At 71.7% G+C, this 20,276-nt stretch carries 14 protein-coding genes and 1 tRNA gene; 9 read left to right on the forward strand and 6 right to left on the reverse strand.

Annotated elements, in window-relative coordinates; genetic code table 11:
• Nucleotides 1-250 precede the first annotated feature (250 nt).
• Entirely contained in the window at nucleotides 251-1,381 is a 1,131-nt protein-coding gene (locus tag AS857_RS12060; protein WP_058043105.1) for a PP2C family protein-serine/threonine phosphatase, read from the reverse strand.
• A 91-nt stretch (nucleotides 1,382-1,472) separates the two neighbouring features.
• On the reverse strand, nucleotides 1,473-2,978 hold the full coding sequence (locus AS857_RS12065; RefSeq protein WP_079110263.1) for a purine-cytosine permease family protein: 1,506 nt from the start codon (nucleotides 2,976-2,978) through the stop codon (nucleotides 1,473-1,475).
• A gap of 166 nt (nucleotides 2,979-3,144) precedes the next feature.
• On the opposite strand from AS857_RS12065, the gene AS857_RS12070 reads away from it, so the two are divergent.
• Together AS857_RS12070 and AS857_RS12075 are read left to right on the forward strand one after the other, a co-directional pair.
• Nucleotides 3,145-3,217: transfer RNA gene (locus AS857_RS12070), tRNA-Ala, on the forward strand.
• Between the two features lie 262 nt (nucleotides 3,218-3,479).
• Complete coding sequence (locus tag AS857_RS12075; RefSeq protein WP_058043106.1) at nucleotides 3,480-4,580, forward strand: calcium:cation antiporter; 1,101 nt, start codon at nucleotides 3,480-3,482, stop codon at nucleotides 4,578-4,580.
• On the opposite strand, the gene AS857_RS12080 is transcribed toward AS857_RS12075, so the two are convergent.
• Complete coding sequence (locus AS857_RS12080) at nucleotides 4,553-5,626, reverse strand: terpene synthase family protein (protein WP_107105560.1); 1,074 nt, start codon at nucleotides 5,624-5,626, stop codon at nucleotides 4,553-4,555. The two genes, AS857_RS12075 and AS857_RS12080, sit on opposite strands and share 28 nt — an antisense overlap.
• Nucleotides 5,627-5,653: 27 nt before the next feature.
• Nucleotides 5,654-6,688, reverse strand: a complete 1,035-nt coding sequence (locus tag AS857_RS12085; protein ID WP_079110264.1) for a Rieske 2Fe-2S domain-containing protein — start codon at nucleotides 6,686-6,688, stop codon at nucleotides 5,654-5,656.
• 238 nt (nucleotides 6,689-6,926) lie between these two features.
• On the opposite strand from AS857_RS12085, the gene AS857_RS12090 reads away from it, so the two are divergent.
• Complete coding sequence (locus AS857_RS12090) at nucleotides 6,927-8,507, forward strand: prenyltransferase/squalene oxidase repeat-containing protein (protein WP_160330217.1); 1,581 nt, start codon at nucleotides 6,927-6,929, stop codon at nucleotides 8,505-8,507.
• Here the strand turns inward: AS857_RS12090 and AS857_RS12095 are convergent.
• The gene (locus AS857_RS12095) at nucleotides 8,439-9,305 is read right to left on the reverse strand and encodes an IclR family transcriptional regulator (protein ID WP_058043109.1); all 867 of its coding nucleotides are present in this window, start codon (nucleotides 9,303-9,305) and stop codon (nucleotides 8,439-8,441) included. The two genes, AS857_RS12090 and AS857_RS12095, sit on opposite strands and share 69 nt — an antisense overlap.
• A 19-nt stretch (nucleotides 9,306-9,324) precedes the next feature.
• Entirely contained in the window at nucleotides 9,325-10,668 is a 1,344-nt protein-coding gene (locus AS857_RS12100) for a cytochrome P450 (protein WP_058043110.1), read from the reverse strand.
• 325 nt (nucleotides 10,669-10,993) lie between these two features.
• Between AS857_RS12100 and AS857_RS12105 the strand changes: the two genes are divergently transcribed.
• The 6 genes from AS857_RS12105 to AS857_RS12130 all read left to right on the forward strand — a co-directional run bounded on the left by AS857_RS12105 (nucleotide 10,994) and on the right by AS857_RS12130 (nucleotide 20,196).
• On the forward strand, nucleotides 10,994-12,088 hold the full coding sequence (locus AS857_RS12105) for a chitinase (RefSeq protein ID WP_058043111.1): 1,095 nt from the start codon (nucleotides 10,994-10,996) through the stop codon (nucleotides 12,086-12,088).
• Nucleotides 12,089-12,304: 216 nt separating this feature from the next.
• Complete coding sequence (locus AS857_RS12110; protein WP_058043112.1) at nucleotides 12,305-12,976, forward strand: DUF4097 family beta strand repeat-containing protein; 672 nt, start codon at nucleotides 12,305-12,307, stop codon at nucleotides 12,974-12,976.
• A gap of 167 nt (nucleotides 12,977-13,143) precedes the next feature.
• A complete protein-coding gene (locus tag AS857_RS12115; RefSeq protein ID WP_058043113.1) occupies nucleotides 13,144-15,420 on the forward strand; it encodes a S9 family peptidase in 2,277 nt (758 codons plus the stop codon).
• A gap of 196 nt (nucleotides 15,421-15,616) precedes the next feature.
• Nucleotides 15,617-16,528 carry a hypothetical protein gene (locus AS857_RS12120; protein ID WP_144440787.1) on the forward strand — a complete coding sequence of 304 codons (912 nt, stop codon included), beginning with the start codon at nucleotides 15,617-15,619 and terminating at the stop codon, nucleotides 16,526-16,528.
• Complete coding sequence (locus AS857_RS12125) at nucleotides 16,525-16,971, forward strand: VOC family protein (RefSeq protein ID WP_058043115.1); 447 nt, start codon at nucleotides 16,525-16,527, stop codon at nucleotides 16,969-16,971. Before AS857_RS12120 ends, AS857_RS12125 begins: the two co-directional genes overlap by 4 nt.
• A 165-nt stretch (nucleotides 16,972-17,136) precedes the next feature.
• On the forward strand, nucleotides 17,137-20,196 hold the full coding sequence (locus tag AS857_RS12130) for an AfsR/SARP family transcriptional regulator (protein ID WP_058043116.1): 3,060 nt from the start codon (nucleotides 17,137-17,139) through the stop codon (nucleotides 20,194-20,196).
• Nucleotides 20,197-20,276 lie beyond the last annotated feature (80 nt).

The raw sequence follows: 20,276 nt of genomic DNA on the forward strand, positions 1-20,276 counted from the left end.
GAGCGAGGAACGGGCCCTCGCGACCCGGGGCGCTCGGGCTCGGCGGCTTCGGACCGGACCGCACCGTGGGCCGGATGTCCGGCGGCGAGACCGTCCTCCGCGCCGTCCTGCACCTGCATGAACTGCGCCCCAGGACCGGGGCGTTGCGCGAAGGCACCCTCCACGTGCACAGCGCTGGCGGGTGGCTGAGCGGTCGGTCGGCCGGTCGGCCGGTCCCGTGAGGAGCGAGCCCCTTCCTCAAGGGTGGGCGTCACGCGGAGTCCTGCGGGTCTTCGCGGGGAAGGCGTTCGAGGGCCATCACGGCGACGTCGTCGGCCATCGCCCCTCCCGCGTACGCGAGCAGGTCGCGGTGGAGGCGCTGGACGAGCCGGTCCGGGTCGGTCTCCTGCCAGGCGGCGACCCGGTCGGCCAGCGGGTAGAAGCCTCCGCCGGCGTCACGGGTCTCGATGACGCCGTCGGTGTAGAGCAGGAGGACGTCGCCCGCGCGGTAGGGGAACGACTCGGACTCGTAGTCGTCCTCCGTCAGGCCGCCCGCCAGGCCGAGCGGCAGCGCGGGGTCGGCCACGGTCAGGGTGGTGACCTTGCCGTCGCTCAGCACGAGCGGGGGAGGGTGTCCGCAGTTGATGAGCCGGAGCACCGGCTGGTCGTCCGGGATGTCCAGGACCGCGGCGGTGATGAAGCCCTCGCCGGTCGTCCGGTCGTCGGCGGGCTCTGCCATGTCCCAGTACGTGGCGTTCTGCAGGTGCGCGACCAGCCGCGGCAGCGGGGGGTTGCGGTGGGCCGCCGCGCGGAAGGCGCCGAGCAGGGAGGCGGCGTCCCCGATCGTCGGGAGGCCCTTGCCGCGCACGTCGCCGATCATCACGCGCGTGCCGTGCACGGTCCGCGCGGCGGCGTACAGGTCGCCACCGATCCGGGCCTCCGCCTCGGCCGCCACGTACATCGAGGCGATCCGCAGGGGACCCAGACGCGTCGGGACCGGCCGCAGCAGTACGCGCTGGGCCACCTCCGCCACCCAGCGGGCCTGGCTCAGCTCCTGCTCGCGCTGCTCGCGGGCGCGGCGGAAGAGGACCAGGAAGACGGAGATGAGCAGCAGTGCGGCGATCTGGGCCTGGTGGTTCGGGGTCTCCAGGCCGCCGTGGAAGATGCCGATCACGACCTGGGCCGTCACGGCGAGGGCCCCGATGACGGCCGTGAGCACGGGTCCGCCGATGGCCGCGCTGATCGCCGGCGCGGCGACCAGAAGGGGGCCCAGGTGGATGTCAGGGGGTGTCAGGAGGTCGACGAACATCACCAGAGCGATGAGCCCCAGCGGCACGGCGACCAGGGACCGGCCGGTGTGCCACCACCGGCCGAATCCGGGCACACTGCGCGGAAGGGGCATGAGTACTGCTTACCTTCTCGGTGACCTCCCTGCACAGCTGCCACATCGGTGGTGTCGCCCCCGGCGGCGTTAGGGCGTGTGTGCGAATGGCTCAGTTCTCGGCGGTGGCCGGGTTGCGACGGTTGCTGTCGCTGTCGCTGTCGTCCTCCGGCTTGTCCTCCGGCTCGTCCTCCGGTTCGTCCGCCGCCGGGTGGACGGTCTCGGCGGGCGGGTCGGCGGTGTGCCGGGCCCAGGGAAGGTAGACGGCCGCGGTGAAGACCAGCCCCACGATCCAGGAGACGTCCGCACCGCCGAGCCGTTCCGTCAGCGGACCGGTGTAGAGCTTCTGGGCCAGGAAGGGGATCTGGGCGAGGACGCCGAGGGCGTAGCTGCTCAGTGCGGGGACGTTCCAGCGCCCGTAGCGGCCGTCCGGGTCGTACAGCGCGGGGATGTCGACGCGTTCGCGCGAAACCAGGTAGTAGTCGGTCAGGTTGATGGCGCTCCAGGGCGTGAACACCATGAGCAGCAGCAGGACGAAATTCTTGAAGTTGTCCAGGAAGTCCGCGCTCGCCGCGACCGCGACGACGGTGGCCGCCGCCGTGAACGCGGTGATGTACAGCGCGCGGGCGGCCGGCGTGATCCTGGACCGGCCGTCGAACGCGGTCACCGTCGTCAGGATCGACATGAAACCGCCGTACGCATTGAGGCAGTTGACGGTGAGCTTGCCCACCAGCACCACCAGGTGGACGAGGAACCCGACGGCCGCCGGCCCCGCCAGCTCGCCGACGAACCCGACCTGGTCGGACAGGAAGGACTCGCCGGCCACGGCGGCGATCAGGGCTCCCAGGCTCATGGCCCACTGCGCCCCGAGGACGCTGCCCGAGAAGGTCGACCAGAAGGCCGCCCGGGCGCTGGTGGTACGGGGCAGGTAGCGCGAATAGTCGGCCACGTAGGGGCCGAAGGTGAGTTGCCAGCCGGCGCCGAGCGAGACGGCGAGCAGGAACGTCGCGGCGTCGAAGGGCTGCCGGCCGACGTGCGCGCCGACGTCGTACCGGGTGAACACGGCGACGAGGAGATAGCCGAGACCGATGCTGCCGACGACGGTCGCGATCCGGCCCGCGAGGTGGATGAGGCGGTATCCGGCCAGGGCGACGACGGCGGTCAGCACGCCGAAGACGAGGATTCCGGGGGTCGTGCCGGGCAGGTGCAGGATCCTGCGGACGGCCTGCCCGGCCAGTACGGAGCCGGTCGCCGCGAAGCCCAGGTACATGAGGATCACCATCACGAGCGGCACCACTGCGCCGAGGACGCCGAACTGTGCGCGGCTCGAAATCATCTGGGGGATCCCGAGCCGCGGGCCCTGGGCGGAGTGCAGAGCCATCACCACCCCGCCGAGGACGTTGCCCACGAGCAGCGCCGGGATCGCCCACAGTGCGTCGGCGCCGAAGACGACCGCCAAGGCGCCGTCGACGACGGCGGTGATCTGCATGCTCGCGCCGAACCAGAGGGTGAACTGGCTGTGCGGGGCGCCGTGCCGCTCGGCGTCCGGGACCACCTCGATCGTCCGGCGTTCCGGGGCGAGGGGGGATCGGGACGACGGCTGCTCGGGCGACGTCATGGGTGCCACACTCCTGGCTCGACTCCGGCTCGCGCGATGTTGCGCAGAATCTGGCACGGGGCGAAAACCGGAGTCAACGGGTCGGTCGCCGTCGTGTAATATTGCCGATGTCGCCGGGGAAACCGGGCGAAAAGCGGAACAGATGAACAACTGAACAGCTGAACAAGGGGCTATAGCTCAGTTGGTAGAGCGCCTGCATGGCATGCAGGAGGTCAGGAGTTCAATTCTCCTTAGCTCCACAGTGAACGAGATGGAGGCCACCCGGGTCGGGTGGCCTCCATCTCGTCGTGCGCTCCCCGATGGAGGGAGTTTGCGCACCCGTCCGGGTGACGGGCGTTTCTCGGATCATCGGACGGCGAAGATCCTTCATGACAGCGGCACGCTGCCCTTGCCCAGTCCTACCAGCCGCGGACTGGGCAAGGGCGAGGACGGCCGGCCGAGGCGGCGGGTGCGAAATCTCCAGTAAATGGGACATCGCCGTCAATCTGCGAAGCTTTCCGTATGAACTCTCGGCTCCACTTCCTTGCTGCGCGCTGGCCCGCCCTCGTGCCGGCGCTCGCCGCCGTCGTCCTGGCCCTGACCTGGGGGCGGTCACTGTCCGCCGGAACGGTGGCCCTGGTGAGCTGCTGCCTGGCCGGCGCCGTGCTCGCCGCCGTGCACCACGCGGAGGTGATCGCGCACCGGGTCGGCGAACCCTTCGGGTCGCTCGTCCTCGCCGTCGCGGTGACGGTCATCGAAGTGGCCCTCATCGTCACGCTCATGGCCGACGGCGGCGACAAGAGCGCCTCCCTGGCCCGCGACACCGTCTTCGCCGCAGTCATGATCACCTGTAACGGCATCGTCGGGCTCTCCCTCCTCGTGTGCGCCCTCCGGCGCCGCGTGGCCGTCTTCAACGCGGAAGGCACCGGCGCCGCCTTCGCCACCGTGGCGACGCTCGCCGGACTGAGCCTGGCCCTGCCGACCTTCACCACCAGCACCCCCGGCCCGCAGTTCTCCCCGGCCCAGCTCGTCTTCGCCGCCGTCGCCTCGCTCCTCCTCTACGGCCTGTTCGTGGCGACCCAGACCGTACGGCACCGCGACTACTTCCTCCCGGTGACCGCCCAGGGCGAGGTCATCGACACCGACGACCACGCCGAGCCGCCCACGGCCCGGACCGCCCTGACCAGCCTCGGACTGCTCGCCGTCGCCCTGGTGTCGGTCGTCGGCCTGGCCAAGGGAGTCTCCCCGACCATCGAGTCCGGCGTGGCCGCCGCCGGCCTCCCCGCCTCCGTCGTCGGCGTCGTCATTGCCCTGCTGGTGCTGCTCCCCGAGACGATCGCCGCCCTGCGCGCCGCCCGCCGCGACCGCGTCCAGACCAGCCTCAACCTCGGCCTCGGCTCGGCCATGGCCAGCATCGGCCTCACCATCCCCGCCGTCGCGGTGGCCTCGATCTGGCTGGACGGCCCCCTCCTCCTCGGCCTCGGCGCGACGCACATGGTGCTCCTCGCCCTCACCGTCGCCGTAGGCACCCTGACGGTGATCCCGGGCCGCGCCACCCCGCTCCAGGGCGGCGTACACCTCTCGCTCCTGGCGGCCTACGTGGTGCTGGCGGTGAGCCCCTGAGGGACACGGGCGGGGACGGGGGCGGGGATACGGGCGGGGACGCGGTGCGCATCGGTCATCCAGGCGGCGGTGTGCCGGCTGGCAGGCCGGGGACGCTCCTCGTAGCGCGGCGAGATGAGGTGGTACTCGATGTTGCCGCTCAGCCAGGAGCGCAGCCCGCGGGTCAGGTGACCGATGCACTCGCGTTCTTCGGGGGTGACGTCGAGGTGGGCGCAGAGGTCGGGCAGCGCGCGCTCGAGGGCCAGGAAGGAGTGCATGCGCTGGTCGGCCATCGTGACGGCCCGGGCGATCGCCTCCTCCTGGGTGCACCGGTACTGGCGCTGGATGAGGGGAACGACGTTGATGTGGTCGTTCCAGGAGGCTTCGCGGTGGACGCCGGTGATGTCGTTGACGAGGGCGATGTGGTCGCCCGTGGCGCGCTGCATGGCGTGGAGGACGGGGTGCATGACGATGTCGTCGCTGAGCTCGCAGCGGTGCTCCAGGTCGTTGAAGCACATGTTGGCCAGGGCGGCGGTCGACCAGATCCGGTCGTCCAGGTAGTGCTCGACCGTGGGCCAGACACCGTCACGGCGGTAGACCGCGTCGCGGAGGTACGAATCCAGGAAGCGACTGAACCGGTTCGCGGTGCGGCGCTGCCAGCGAACTGACATGCCGTGGGCCTGGGTGCGCCGCCACAGGTCGGACAGGGCCACGGTGAACGGCCCGGCGCAGGCACCCGGCGCGTCGGGGTCATTGGTGTCGAAGATCTGCTTCATTTCGTCGACGGTGTCGCGGATGAGCTCGGGATCGTGGACTTCCAGGACGTCGTCGAGCATGACGCCCCACGTCCCCCAGTCGGTGACGAGGTCCAGCAGGTCGCCGGTGCAGTACCACCAGACGCACGAGCCCCAGAGGTCCAGCCGGTAGGCGTCCCAGAGGGCTGCCGCTTCCGGAGAGGCCGCCATGCCCGTCTCCTGGCACCATTCCCAGGTATGGGCGCGGGCGCGCTCGGCATCGGGGCTGATCCGCAGGGGAAGCGGGCAGAAGAACAGATTCAGTCGTCGCATCTCCGTGCCTCCGTTCCGGGCGATCGATCAGGGGCTCGGCTCGCTGTAGAACTGACCGGCCCAGCGGCGGTATTCCATGATGGGGCCGTCCCCCTTGGTCAGTTTGGGATGGGCTACGTACGCCTTGTTCTGCCACACGGGGAAGTCCTTCGCCATATCGAGACCGATCAGCGGGGCGAGCACTTTGCCGATCAGCCGGGTCGTGCGGCCCGGGGCGGTGAGGCCCAGGCATTCCTCCACGTTCACCGCGAGCCTGATCTCCACGCGCAGCGGATCGACGGGCACCGGCAGGACCCAGAAATGGACGTGGGTGCGGAGCCGCGGAATGCGAGCGTCGACGAACAGCCAGCCGAGCCCCTGAAGACGCAGACTGTAGTGGACTTGATGAGATACCAGGAAGCCCCCGGAAGAGCCCTTGGCCGGAGTCGTGGCCAGATCGGCTTCCATCACGGTCCCTGAAAAGCGGAGGCCCTTGATGTCGATGGCCATGCCGTGAATGGGAGGGCCGTGTGCGGTATCGACGGAGTTCTCCATGACGTCCTGCGGGTGGTCGGCCAGCGTGTAGGAGACGTGCCCCGCCGGACAGAACTCCGCGGGCTTGGAGGAGCGCACTTCCCATGCGGCCGGGTGACCGCGGGAATGGTGCCAGACCAGCACGATGCCGTCCGTCTCGCGCACCTCCAGCAGCCTGAGCCGGGCTTTGGGCGGTGGTGAGCCGCACCCCGTTCGGACGCAGTCGCCGGAGGGCGAGAAGGCGAAATGGTGAAACGGGCAGACGATGTTCTCCCCGTCCACCCGTCCGCCGTGGCCGAGATGGGCCCCCAGGTGCGGGCAGAACGGGCGTACCGCTCGCACCAGGCCGGACCGGGTCCGGTACAGCACGACGTCCTCGCCGGTGAGGTGCCGGGTCAGCACCCGGCCGGCAGGCAATTCGTCGCGGAATGCCACGGCGTACCAGCCGTCGGGATAAGGCAGCCGGGGAGTTGCCCTGTTACCCGTCACCAATGGGGTTTCACCCGTGCTGCGCGCGAGGTGAAACCTGAAGGCGGAGGGTATTTTCATGAGCGATACCGTCCTCGTCGACAGGGGTCAACTGCCGTTGGTCGATCTACCGCACCATGGTGGGACCTGCAGGATGACGTTCCGCGCCGAAACCGGCAACCTTTCGGTTCGCCCAGCGGACCACTCGCTTGAGCGGAAGGCAGGATGCCGCGTAAAAGAGGGGGCCATGTGCTCCGATCAGCCGGGCGAGAACTCTCCTGTGCCAGCCGGTATGACGACCGGATCGACGACCGATGCAATGACCCGAACAACGGCCGGTGGAGCGAGCGGCCCGGATCGGCCGACCGCGCGCCGTATCCGGGAGGCGGTGGGCCGGCTCATGGCCGGGCTCGGGGACACGGGGACCTGTTCGGACAGTTACAACACGGCATTCGTCTCCCGGGTCCGTGACCCCGACGGATCCCCGCGCTACCCGCGCGCGCTCCAATGGCTGCAGGAGCGCCAGCACCCGGACGGTTCCTGGGGAGGCCGGATAGCCCTGCCCGCCGACCGGCTCACGTCCACATTGGCGGCCGTGCGCGCACTCGTGGACTACGCGGAGACCACGCCGCCCGGGCCGTACGACTGGGTGGCCGGAGCGCTGAAGAGGGGAACCGGCCACCTGAAGTCACTGGCCCGCGAATGGCGGGCCGGGCCGCACGAGCCGATCGGATTCGAATTCGTCGTGCCGGAGCTGACCCGCCGGCTCCGTGCCCATGGCGTGGACCTCCCACCGCAGGCATGGCCGGACATCCACGCCCTGCGCCGGGACAAGATCGCCAGGATGGCAGCCGCTTCGGCGGGCTCGCTCTCCCCCTCGCTCTCCCCTTCACTGCGGTACTGCATGGAGGTCGCTCCGGACGAGGCCTTCGCGGGAGTGGCACTGACACTGCAGTCACCCGGAGGGTCGGTGGGCTGCTCCCCCGCGGCTACGGCTGCCTTGTGGCAGAGCACGGGTGATGCGCGGGCACTCGCCTACCTCGACCACCTCGCCCACCGCTCGCGCGACGGCGGGGCGCCCGAGGTGCACCCGGTGGAGGCCTTCGAGACCGGCTGGTCCCTCTACCACCTCGGACGTGCGGGCCTGTTGCCTCCCGGTGCCGCGCAGCACCTCGATGCGCTGGCGGGTGAGCTCGACCGCCGCGGCTGGGTCGGTTTCAGCAGGGAGTTTCCCGCGCCCGAGGCCGACACCACTGCGATGACCATCAACCTGCTGTCCCACCTCGGCGTGGAGGCCGCATCCCGGCTCGGCCTCCTCCTGCGCTACGAAGCAGACGATCACTTCTTCCACTACCCGGGCGAGCGGGGCGCGTCGGTGAGTGTGAACGCCCGGCTCCTGGAAGCCTTCAACCACGCGCCCGGCATGTACGGCCCGCAGCGCCGTAAGCTCATCCGCTTCCTCCTCGAGAGCCGTGCGGCGGACGGCTCCTGGCTGGACAAGTGGCACATGTCGCCCTACTACGCGACTGCCCACGTCTGCTTCGCGCTCGGCCGGTCCGCATCCGCCGAGGGCCCCTTGACCCGCACCCACGAGTGGCTCCTCGACACCCAGCATCCGAACGGCTCCTGGGGAGCCGGCGGGGGACAGCCGGAGGAGACCGCCTACGCGATCCTGGCGCTGGACGCACTCGCCGGAAGCGGCCTCCCTCTCCCGGCTCGTACGTCACACCTGGCCCACCGCTACCTCGTGCCCCATCTCGATGCCGGGCCCGACGCCTTCGCCGAACTGTGGCTCGGCAAGTCCCTCTACACGCCGACCGCGGTCGTGCAGTCAGCCGTCATCGCCGCCGCCCATCTCACGCGGCTCCGCCTCACCACGCCGCGGGCGCGCGGCGACTGACTCCGCCGGCGAGGGCAGGGAGTCGGTGTTCAGCCGGCGCAGGGCGATGGTGAGGGCGAACGCCGTGCGCCGGAGTTCACCGACGGCCCGCTTCAGCGCGGTGCGGCCCGTGGTGTCACCGATGACCACACCGGCCAGGACGAGACGGTCCGGCCCCAGGACGGGCGCGGCCACCGTCAGCATCCCGGACGCGTACTCCTGACGCTCGACGGCGATGCCGGTGTGGCGGATGACCGCGAGTTCGTCCTCCAGTTCCTCGTGGGGCGGCCAGTCCGCTGCCTGCGCATCGTGTTCGAAGGCGAGCAGCAGCTTGCCGATGGCGGTCGAGGACGCCGGCACCGTTTCGCCGGTGCGGGAGAGCAGAGGCTGCAGGCGGCGGCCGTGAATGCGCTCCACGTAGCGGACCTGCCGGCCTTCGTGGACTCCCAGGCCCACGAAGCCGCCCAGGGAGTCGTACAGGTCGAGGAGGAACGGCATTGCCGTGGCTCTCAGGACGCTGAGCTGGTTCCGGCGGGTGACGCGCTTCGACGCCAGCTCGGCCAGCCGCTCGCCCGCCACGTACTTGTCGTCCCAGCGGCCGATCATTCCGTGTGCGCAGAGCGCCGTCAGGATCCGGTACGTCGTGGCCTTCGGCACGCCCGTCTCCCGGGCGATCTCACTGAGCCCGCGCGGCCTGGCGTCCTGGCAGACCATCTCCAGCACGCGCAGCGCGCGGCCGACCGCGCCGCGTTCGAAAGTCGCTTCCGGGATCGTCCTGACCTCCGCGGGGGTTTGCGGGTCCCACCTTGTCTGCGTCATTCCGGACAACCCCTACTGGTCAGGCACGGCGGGCGATGACGCGCATCCGCAGTCCCCGGGGGCCCAGGGTGACTTTGGCGGAGGGCCGTACGGGGCGGCCGGAGAGCGGGACGAGACGCCAGCGGGCGTTGATGGCGGTGAGGGCCAAGGTGGCCTCGGCCACGGCGAAGCGGGCGCCGATGCACTTGCGGGCACCGGCCCCGAAAGGGAGGTAGACGGTGCGGTCGGGCTGCGGCCCGCGCCACCGGTCGGGGTCGAAGCGGTCGGGGTCCTCGTACAGGTCGGGCCGGCGGTGGATGAGGTAGGGGCTGAAGGCGATCAGGGTTTCGGCCGGGAGCGTGACCCCGCCGAGCTCGGTGTCCTCCACCACTGTGCGCGTGAGCAGCCACGCGGGCGGATACAGCCGGAGAGCCTCGTGGACGACGTGCCCCGCCTCCTGCAGGGCGGGCAGGTCGGCGAAGGCCGGCGAGGCGCCGCCCAGGACCCTGGCGGACTCCGCGTGCAGGCGTTCTTCCACCTCCGGGTGTTCGGCGAGCAGGTACAGGGCCCAGGCCATCGCGTTGGAGGTCGTCTCCGCTCCGGCGAGGAAGAACGTGAGGACCTGGTCGGCCAGTTCGGCATCGGTCAGTGCCCGGGCGCCGTCGGCGAGGCTGTCGGGGTCGGTGGCACTCTGCAGGGACGAAAGGAGGTCCCGGTGGTCGGTGGAATCGGCGCTGCGGCGGCCGGCGACGCTGGAGGCCGTGTGCTGCAGCCGCTCGCGTGCCCGGAGGTAACGCCGGTTTCCCGGACTCGGCAGCCGGTTGAGGAGCGCAGGCCTGATCATCCGCCGGAACGCGCCGTTCACCACGGTGTTGATGTCGCCGACCGTCTGCTGCGCGGCCTCGGGCGGCAGGGCGGCGGTGAACATCGTCTCCACCGCGACCCGGGTGGCCAGTTTCGTCATCTCGGTCGTCACGTCGACGACCTGGCCGTCGTGCCAGGAGCGCGCCACGCCCTCGGCCGCGGCCACGAACACCGCGGAATAGTGGGGGAACCTCTCGGGGTGGAAGGACGGCTGGCACAGCCGCCGCTGGCGCCTGTGCCTGCTGTGCGGGCACGAGATGAGGCCGTCGCTGACCACTTCGCGCACCCGCTCGTACATGGGACCCCCCTTGTCGAACACGTGGTCGTTCAGGAGGACCTGCCGGGTCAGGACCGGGTCGCACACCATCACGACCGACCGCGGCCCCATGCGGATCCGCACCAGTTCTCCGCGGGCGGGCAGGGACGACAGGAACGCCAGCGGATCGCGGACGAGGGGCAGCACGTGCCCCAGGAGCGGCACGGCATTCGGTGCCAGTGGAATCGACGCAGCCGTATCCATGCCCACCCCTTCCGGGACGAGTCGCCGGGACGCCGGGACGCGTAGGGACGCCACCAGCATGTTGTCCACCCTGCACGGCTCGTGAATCCCCGGTCGTGCGGTGCACGGGAGCACACCCGGCGGACTGAAAAGGCGGAGGTGCGCCGCGCACTTCATGTGCGCGGCGCCGTAGCGAAACGGAGGAGGAGCCGGGGCGGTGGTGACAACCGGCAGCGTTCAGGCCCTGGGTTTGGTCCAGACCTATTGACGGTTCAACGGGGCGGTCCTAGCGTTCGACACCTTCAGCGACCGGTGGCGGGCAGCCACGGCCCGAAGGGAGCCGAGCATGATCGGTCGGATGGCGCGTCTGCTGGCGGGGGCGGCCGGGGTCTGCCTGGGGACGGTCCTCGCGGGCCCTGCGCCCCTGCAGACGGAGAGTCAGGTGGCGTACGGGACCGCCGCCGCGGTGAGCGGGCCGGGGGCGGACACCTGTCCCGTGCAGTCGAGGCCCTCGGGCAAGGTGCTCCAGGGCTACTGGGAGAACTGGGACGGAGCGGCGAACGGCGTGCACCCGCCGTTCGGCTGGGTGCCGATCACCGACGCGCGCATCGGCGAGCACGGCTACAACGTGATCAACGCGGCGTTCCCCGTCATCCGCTCGGACGGCACCGTTCTGTGGGAGGACGGGATGGACGCGACCGTGAAGGTCGCGACGCCGACCGAGATGTGCCGGGCCAAGGCGGCCGGGGCCACGATCCTGATGTCGATCGGCGGCGCGGCGGCGGGCATCGACCTCGGTTCCGGCACGGTCGCCGACCGGTTCGTGGAGACCGTCGTGCCGATCCTCAAGACGTACAACTTCGACGGCATCGACATCGACATCGAGACCGGTCTCACCGGCAGCGGCAACATCAACACGCTGTCCGCCTCGCAAGCCAACCTCATCCGCATCATCGACGGCGTACTCGCCCGCATGCCCTCGAACTTCGGCCTCACGATGGCCCCCGAGACGGCCTACGTCACGGGCGGCAGCGTCACGTACGGCTCGATCTGGGGCGCGTACCTGCCGATCGTGAAGAAGTACGCCGACAACGGCCGGCTGTGGTGGCTGAACATGCAGTACTACAACGGGAACCTTTACGGCTGCTCCGGGGACTCGTACTCCGCGGGGACGGTGAAAGGGTTCACCGTACAGACGGACTGCCTGAACAAGGGGCTCGTCGTCCAGGGCACGACCATCCGCGTCCCTTACGACAAGCAGGTCCCGGGCCTTCCCGCCCAGCCGGGCGCCGGCGGGGGCTACATGTCACCGGGGCTCGTGGCGCAGGCGTGGAACACCTACGGCAACGGGCTGAAGGGCCTCATGACGTGGTCGGTCAACTGGGACGGGTCGAAGGGGTGGACGTTCGGGAACAACGTGCGGGCGCTGCAGGGGCGTTGAGCCGTCGCAAGGCCCCGGTGCCTCCGGCATAGCGTTCACTCTCAGTTCATTGCAACGAGAGAGGTGGCTTTCGTTGCGTTACGTTCAGGGCTGTTGCAACGATCTTTACGCCCTGACCTGCGGTGATGTTGTTTTTGCGCAACGAAGTCGTTGCGGAGCTTTGGAATGCAACGTAGCGTTTCCCTTGTTCGAAACAACGAGTCGCAGGAGAACATCATGCAGAAGTTCCACACCCCCGCCGCCGTCGCCGCCGTCCTCGACATCCCCGCCGGACGCATCCGCTTCATCGCAGCCGACCGCACCGACACCACCGTCGAGGTCCTGCCCGCGGACGCCTCCAAGGGCCGCGACGTGAAGGCCGCGGAGCGGACCACCGTCGAATACGGCGACGGCGTCCTGCGGATCGCGGACCCGGCGGCGGAGACCCGGACCCTCGGCAACCCCGGATCCGTCGAGGTGACCATCCAGCTGCCCGCCGGCTCCCGCATCGAGGCGAAGACCGCCACCGCCGAGATCCGCGGCGTCGGACGCCTCGGCGACGTCACCCTCAACAGCGCCCACGGCTCCATCAAGCTCGACGAAACCGCAAACGCCCACCTCACCCTCGCCGCCGGCGACATCACCGTCGGCCGCCTGGGCGGCCCCGCCCAGATCAGCACCCAGAAGGGCAACCTCCACATCACCGAAGCCATGCACGGCACCGTCACCCTGCGCACCGAGGCCGGCGACATCACCATCGGCGCCGCCCGCGGAGTCTCCGCCTCCCTGGACGCCGGCACCTCCTACGGCCGCATCCACAACGCCCTCAAGAACACCGACAGCACCGACACCCAGCTCGACATCCACGCAACCACCGCCTACGGCAACATCACCGCCCGCAGCCTCTGACCCACAGCCTCCGACCCACAGCCCTTGCCCCGCAGCCTCTGACTCACAGCCTCCGACCCGGTGCGCGGCCCGTTCGCCGCCCTCCCATACCCTCATCTCCCCTGCCGTGAGGGCACCACCGCGGCATCGCAAATACCTATGAGCAACACCGAAGAAGGACAAGAAAAATGAGCACCACTCAGGACTACCAGGCCGCCGAGCAGCTCCTCCGCCGCCCCGCCCGCCCTGGCGAGCTCGTCATCGGCGACAAGGTCAGGCCGCAGTGGATCGACGGAGGCGCCCGGTTCTGGTACGCGGTGAGCAATGGCGTCGGCAGACGGTTCGTGCTCGTCGACCCGGCGGCGGGTACCCGTGAGCCGGCCTTCGACCACGCCCTGCTCGCCGACGCGCTGGCCGCCGCCTCCGGGCAGCAGGTCGACCCCGAGGCCTTGCCTTTCATAGGCATCGAACTGGCCGGGAACGCCGTGGAGTTCCACGCGTTCGGCGAGTACTGGCGCTGCCGCCTGGACGGCTACGCCTGTGAGCGGGCCGAGTTCACGCCGCCGGGCAGCCCGCTGGACGTGCTGTCACCCGACAAGAAGGTCGCGGTGTCCCAGCGGGGGCACGACCTGTGGGCGCGCTCGCTATCCGACGGCCGCGAGTGGGCGCTGACCACCGACGGGGAGCCCGACCACCGGTACGGCTCCGGCCCGGACTGCACGAGCAACGGCACCCTGCTGCGCAAGATCGGCCTGCCGCACCTGCCGCCCGCGGTGGCCTGGTCGCCCGACTCGACGAAGGTGCTGGCGCACCGGACCGACGAGCGCGGCGTCCGGCAGACCCACCTCGTGGAGGCCAGGCCCGCCGACGGCGGCGCGCCCCTCCTGCACACCCAGCGGTACGCGTACCCCGGGGACGAGCAGGTGCCCCAAGCCGAGTTGGTGGTGCTGGACGTGCAGGCGGGCACCATGGTCCGCGCGCAGGCAGCGCCGCTGCTCATGCCGCAGCTGTCGCCGATCACGACGAAGTGGGCGTGGTGGGCCCAGGACGGCTCGGCCGTGTACTACCTCAGCCGGCCCCGCGACCTGCGCACGCTCACGCTGCACCGGCTGGATCCGGCCACCGGCGAGGTCACCACCGTGCTCAGCGAGACCGGGGCCACCCGCGTCGAGCCCAACCAGTGGATGTACGAGGCGCCGATCGTGCGGGTGCTGGCCGACGAGGTGCTGTGGTACTCGCAGCGGGACGGTTGGGGCCACCTGTACCGGTACGACCTGCGCACCGGCGAGCTGCTCGGGCAGGTCACCTCCGGGGAGTGGGCGGTGCGGGAGATCCTGCGCGTCGACGAGGCCGAGCGGGTGGTGTACTTCACCGCCGTCGGGCTGGTCGACGAGGATCCGTACCGGCGCACGGTGTGCCGGGTCGGTCTGGACGGCTCCGGCTTCGCCAAGGTCACGGACGACGAGCTGGACCACGTCGTCACCATGCCGGACGACCAGGAGTACTTCATCGACTCCGCGTCCACGGTCGACACCCCGCCGGTGACGACGGTCCGTGACCGGACCGGGCGGGTGCTGGTCGAGCTGGAGCGCGCCGACATCAGCAAGCTCACTGCCACCGGCTGGACGCCGCCGGAGCGGTTCCGCGTCAAGGCGGCCGACGGGGTGACGGACATCTACGGGGTGCTGTACCGGCCGCGGGGGTTCGACCCCGCCCGGCGCTACCCGGTGGTGGACAACCTCTACCCCGGCCCGCAGGTCAACCGGGTCGCCCCGTGCTTCGACCCCGGCGGGATGGGCCTCGACGCGGAACCCCTCGCGGCGCTGGGCTTCGTGGTGGTGGCGCTGGACGGGCGAGGCACCCCGGGGCGGAGCAAGTCCTTCCACGACGCCTCCTACGGCCGCTTGGCCGACGCGGGCTGCCTGGCCGACCATGTCGCGGCGCTGCGGCAGCTGGCCGGGACCCGGCCGTGGATGGACCTGGACCGGGTGGGCGCGTTCGGCCACTCCGGAGGCGGATTCGCCGCAGCGCGGGCGATGCTGGACTTCCCCGAGGTGTACAAGGCCGGAGTCGCCCTCTCGGGCTCGCACGACGCCCGCTGCTTCAACCTGGGCTTCGTGGAGACCTACGACGGCGCGGCCAATCCCGAGGCCTGGGCCCGCTCCTCCAACGTGGACCTCGCGGACCGGTTGGCGGGCAAGCTGCTGCTCGTCCACGGCGAAATGGACGACCAGGTCCACCCCGACCACACGCTGCGGCTGGCCGACCGGCTCATCGCCGCCGACAAGGACTTCGAGCTGCTCATCGTGCCCGGGGCCGAGCACACGTTCATCGACTGCCTGGCCTACGTCCGCAAGCGCTGCTGGGACTTCCTGGTGCGCGAGCTGATGGGCACGCAGCCGCCCGCCCACCGCCCCGCCCCCATCGCCATCGGCCCCGAGCTGCTCGGCGAGCTGTTCGCCTGAGCGCGACACCCATTGAGGCGGGGGCATCGGAGAAAGGAGATGGGCCGGTTGGGCCGGACTGCGTAAGGGTTCGGTCATCCCCGGTCATCGGCCGCCGCCGTGCGTGGCGTGCCCGAGGTCTCCCGCCGGGTGGGCCCAGAATCTCCGTGTTCGTCATCCGGAACCCGGAACCCGGGAGCCCACCATGGTCCTGAAGGTGCTCGCTCGCACACTGGCTCTGGCCGCGCTGCTCGCCGTGCCCGCGGGGGTGTGCACGGCGGCGCCGGCGCCCCCCGCCCCGTGGGTGCCTCCCGCCCCACTCGTGCCTCCTGCCCCACTGATGCCTCTCGCCCCCGCCCGCGCTCCCGCCCCCGCACCGGAAGCGGCCGTGACGCAGCGCTGCGCCCCCGCCGCCGTGCTCAAGGGAAAGGGCACGGGCAAGGGCGGGCAGTCGGCGAAGGCCGGCGTGTGCGTGACGCTCGACAACGCGTTCATGACCGTCACCGCACCCGCCGAGTGCGGCCGGGGCACCTGTGACACGTCAGGGACCTGGCGGATGAGGCGCGGCGGCCGGGAAGTCGCCTCGGGGGAGCTCGCCCGGCGGGCGGGGTATCCGGGGCCGGGGACGTACGAGATCACCACCACGCTACGGGTGCGCTCGGTCCCGGCGGGCGTCGACTTCCGGGCGGAGAGGACCGTCAGGGTCACCTTGTCCTGGCCCCGCCCCAAGGCGACGCACCGCATCGACGTCAGCCCGCGCACGGTCAGGGCGGGCCGCACCACGACCGTGACGTACACGGTCAGCCGCCTGGGGCCCGACGGTGACAGCAACGCCCGCCTGGGCCTGATCGGCGTCGAGAAGACAGGGGTGCAGCTGACCTCCTCCGATCCCCGGTGCAGCAACCCCCTGTCCGGCGCCTACCCCTCCGAGGCCCGCCACCCGTACGTCCTGAACTGCGACTTCGTCGAACTCCAGCCCGGACGGCCGGGCGTGGTCAAGGTACGGGTCCGCATGGGCGAGGCCTGCTCGCCCGTCGTCTCCAAGATGGGCTACTGGCTGCCGAAGGGGCAGGAGACCTACACGGGCAACATGCTCGTGGGGCCGACGGTCGGGTGCGTGAAGGGATGAGCGCGGGCGGCGAGGGTGTTCTGGCCCGGGCGCACGTGGCGACCCGGCTTCCGGCCCGGGACCTGGACCGGGCGCGGCGCTTCTACTCCGAGCAGCTCGGACTGGAGCCCGTCGACGAGCGGCCCGGTGGGCTGCTGTACCGGTGCGGAGGCGTGGACTTCGCCGTGTTCCTGTCGACGGGGGCCTCGTCCGGTGAGTTCACCCAGATGGCCTGGGAGGTAGACGACATCGAGGAAGCCGTGGCGGAACTGAAGCGGCGCGGCGTGGTGTTCGAAGACGTGGAGCTGCCCGGGCCGCCGGGGGCGCCGGCCGCCGGGCGGACGGAGGACGGGATCGTCGACATCGACGGGAACTACCCGAGCAAGGGTGCGCGGGGCGAGCGCGGAGCCTGGTTCCGCGACAGCGAAGGGAACATGCTGGGCATCGGCCAGCCGGTCGTCTGAGGAGGACGGCCCGCCGCCCCGCCGCCGACGGCCCGTCCCCCGCCGACCACGGCCCGCCCCCGCCGTGGCGTGAAACCGTAAGCGGAAGATCTCACCCCGCGCAGCGCCTATGGTTGTCGGATTCGCCGATGTTCGAATCTTGCACAGCTGAAGGGCGGTCGTGCGGTGGTGCTCGCGCGTGTCGAGTTCAAGGTGCTGGGGCCCCTCGCGGCCGTCGCCGACGGCCGCGTTCTCCCGCTCGGAGGGCCGAAGCAGCGGACCCTGCTCGCCATGCTCCTCGTCAACGCCAACACCGCCGTCTCCGCGGACCGGCTGTGCGACGCCGTCTGGGGCGAGGCCCCTCCGGCGTCGGCCCAGGCCAACCTCCGCAGCTACGCCGCCGTCCTGCGCAAGGTGCTCAGCCCCGCCTCCGGCCCGGAGGACGGCCGCGACCGCGGTGGCCCCGCGCCCGGCAGCGGCGAGGACCGGCTGAGCCAGGGCAACGGCGGCTACTGCCTGCGGGTGTTCCCCGGCGAGGTGGACCTGCACCGGTTCGAGGTCCTCGTCGCCCGCGGCCGCGTCGCCCTCGGAGCGGGCGAGCGCCGGGCGGCGGCCGACGCCCTGCAGGAGGCGCTGGACCTGTGGCACGGCAGCCCGTTCGAAGGGGTGGCGCACCACGACGTCCTGCTCGGCGAGGTCGCGCGGCTCGAGGAGTCGAGGCTGGCCGCCTTCGAGGACTACGCCGAAGCCCGCCTCGCACTCGGCGAGCCCCGCGAGGTGGTGGGCCTCCTGCGCGCGGAGACCGCCCGCTACCCGCTGCGCGAGTCGCTGTGGGCCAAGCTGATGACCGCGCAGTACCGCTGTCACCACCCGGGCGACGCGCTGCAGTCCTACGCCCTCGCCCGCTCCGCCCTGCGCGACGAACTCGGCATCGAACCCGGCGACGAACTCCGCAGACTGCATCACGCGGTCCTCACCAGAGACCCGGAACTGGGCGCGCCCCCGCCCCCCGCGGCACCCGCACAGCCCGCCCGCCCCGCGGACCTCTGGCAGCCGACCGTCCAAGTCCCCTCCGACGACTCCGACTTCGTCGGACGGAGCCGGCTGATCGAGCACGTGGCCGGGCTGCTCAGACCCGGGCCCGAACGGCCCCGCACCACGCCCTGCGCCGTGCCCGTCGCGATCCTCACCGGCCTGCCGGGCGTCGGCAAGACCGCCCTGGCCACCCGCCTCGCCCACCACCTGCGCAACGAGTTCCCCGACGGCCGGCTGTTCCTGCACCTCGACGGCACCCGCGGCCCCCAGCGCCCGCCCGGCGTCATCCTCGCGGACCTGCTCCTCAGCCTGGGCGTCGCCGGGTCCTCCATCCCCGAGGCCACGGAGGACCGGGCGGCGCTCTACCGCTCGCTGCTGGCCGACCGCAAGGTGCTCGTGCTGCTCGACGACGCGCGCGACGAGGCCCAGATCCGCCTGCTGCTCCCCGGCACCCCGGGCAGCGCGGCCCTGGTCACCAGCCGGGCACGGCTGGCCGGGCTGACGGACGCGCGCCTGATCGACGTCGACCCCTTCGACGACGAGGAGTCGCAGGACCTGCTGCGGCGCATCGTCGGCCCGCAGCGGCTCGCGGCGGAGCCGGAGGCCACCGGGCGGATCCTCGCCGCCTGCGCCGGCCTGCCCCTGGCGCTGCGCGTCGCGGCGGCGCGGCTCGCCAGCCGCCCGGACTGGCAGGTCCGCAGGCTCGCCGACCGCCTCGCCGACGAGCGCGGCGTACTGGCCGAGCTCACCGTCGGGGACCTCGCCGTCCGCACCTGCGTCGCCGCCAGCTACCACGGCCTGGCACCCGACGCAGCCCGCGCCTTCCGCGCCGTCGGGCTGCTCCCTTCACCCGAGTTCCCCGGCTGGGCGCTCTCCGCCCTGCTCGACGCCGACGGCTCCGCGGCAACCGGCTCTGCGGGCGGCTCCGAAGGCGGCTCCGCGGCGGGCTCCTGCTCCTCCGCCGTCGTGGCGGCCGACCGCGCCACCGACGCGCTCATCGATGCCAACCTCGTACAGATCGAGTCGGTCGGCGCGCACGGGCAGCCGCGCTACCGCATGCACGACCTCCTGCACGCCTACGCGGCCGAGCGCGCCGGCGCCGACGAGCCCCGGTCGTGGCGCCGGGCCGCGGTCGCCCGGGTCCTGGACGGCTGGCTCGCGCGCGTGCGCACGGCAGGGGGCCAGCTCATCCGCAGAGGCACCGGCGGGCACCGGCCCGGCGAGGCGGGCGACCTCGTCGGATGGCTGGAGAGCGAGCGGACGAACCTCGTCACCGCCGTCGGGTTCGCCGCGGGCGCCGGATACGGCCCGCAGACCGCCGGGCTCGCCGCCGCCCTGGAGGACGTGTGCCACCTGCGGAACTGGTGGGACGAGTGGGAGCAGGTCGCCCGGGTCGCACTCGACCGTGCCACGGCGGACGGCGACCCCGTCGCCGCAGCCGTCGCCCAGGGCTCCCTCGCCCGGGCCTGCGCCGTACGGGGCCGGGTCGACGACGCGATGACCCGCTACGCTTCCGCCATCGAACAGCTGGACGCGCTGGGCGAGGAGCACCACGCCGCCCGCCTGCGCATCCACCGCAGCTTCGCGATCGCCGACCGGGGCATGGCCGGACTCGCCCACGACGACGCCGCCTCCGCCGCGGCCGTGATGAACCGGCTGGGCGACAAGCACGGCCAGGTCATGGCCCTGCGCAGCCTGGCCTTCGCGCTCGCCTGCCAGGAGCGCGAAGCCGAAGCCGTCGACGCCCTCGAACCGGCGGTCGCGACCGCCGAGCGCCTCGGGCACCCGCTCGCCCTCGCCGACGTCCTGCAGCTGCTCGCCTGGGCGGAGATCGGCCACGGCCGCGCCGAACGGGCCGCCCGCCACCTGCACCGGGCCCTGGCCGAGTACCGGGCGGTGCGGCACCGCCCCGGCGAGGCGTACGCACTGCTGGCCCTGGGACGGATGCACACCGAGCTCGGCGGCCCCGGCCAGGCCGCTTGGGCGCTCGCCCCGCTCGACGAGGCCGCGGCCGTCTTCGCCGAACTCGGCGAACGCCGCGGCGAGGCGCTCACCGCCCTGTGGCTGGGCAGCACCCACGCCGCACTGGGGGACACCGGGCGGGCCGTGAGCCACCTCACCACCGCACTGAGCGGATTCCGCAGCCTGCGCATGCCGTTCTGGGCCGAACGCGCCCAGCAGGAGCTCGCAGGCCTCACACGGGATGCCTGACCCGCCGAACCCGGTGACCTGCGCCACGCCGTGACGGCGCGCGCCCCTGTCCGGACGCCCTTCAACGCCTCCCTTGTGCG

The organism is Streptomyces roseifaciens (assembly GCF_001445655.1).
Classification (GTDB): Bacteria; Actinomycetota; Actinomycetes; order Streptomycetales; family Streptomycetaceae; genus Streptomyces; species Streptomyces aureoversilis.

What these genes read in the sequence shown, in the direction of transcription:
- AS857_RS12060 (WP_058043105.1), bottom strand. Translation starts at nt 1,381, where the DNA reads ATGCCCCTTCCGCGCAGTGTGCCCGGATTCGGCCGGTGGTGGCACACC.
- AS857_RS12065 (WP_079110263.1), bottom strand. Translation starts at nt 2,978, where the DNA reads ATGACGTCGCCCGAGCAGCCGTCGTCCCGATCCCCCCTCGCCCCGGAA.
- AS857_RS12075 (WP_058043106.1), top strand. Translation starts at nt 3,480, where the DNA reads ATGAACTCTCGGCTCCACTTCCTTGCTGCGCGCTGGCCCGCCCTCGTG.
- AS857_RS12080 (WP_107105560.1), bottom strand. Translation starts at nt 5,626, where the DNA reads ATGCGACGACTGAATCTGTTCTTCTGCCCGCTTCCCCTGCGGATCAGC.
- AS857_RS12085 (WP_079110264.1), bottom strand. Translation starts at nt 6,688, where the DNA reads ATGAAAATACCCTCCGCCTTCAGGTTTCACCTCGCGCGCAGCACGGGT.
- AS857_RS12090 (WP_160330217.1), top strand. Translation starts at nt 6,927, where the DNA reads ATGACCCGAACAACGGCCGGTGGAGCGAGCGGCCCGGATCGGCCGACC.
- AS857_RS12095 (WP_058043109.1), bottom strand. Translation starts at nt 9,305, where the DNA reads ATGACGCAGACAAGGTGGGACCCGCAAACCCCCGCGGAGGTCAGGACG.
- AS857_RS12100 (WP_058043110.1), bottom strand. Translation starts at nt 10,668, where the DNA reads ATGGATACGGCTGCGTCGATTCCACTGGCACCGAATGCCGTGCCGCTC.
- AS857_RS12105 (WP_058043111.1), top strand. Translation starts at nt 10,994, where the DNA reads ATGATCGGTCGGATGGCGCGTCTGCTGGCGGGGGCGGCCGGGGTCTGC.
- AS857_RS12110 (WP_058043112.1), top strand. Translation starts at nt 12,305, where the DNA reads ATGCAGAAGTTCCACACCCCCGCCGCCGTCGCCGCCGTCCTCGACATC.
- AS857_RS12115 (WP_058043113.1), top strand. Translation starts at nt 13,144, where the DNA reads ATGAGCACCACTCAGGACTACCAGGCCGCCGAGCAGCTCCTCCGCCGC.
- AS857_RS12125 (WP_058043115.1), top strand. Translation starts at nt 16,525, where the DNA reads ATGAGCGCGGGCGGCGAGGGTGTTCTGGCCCGGGCGCACGTGGCGACC.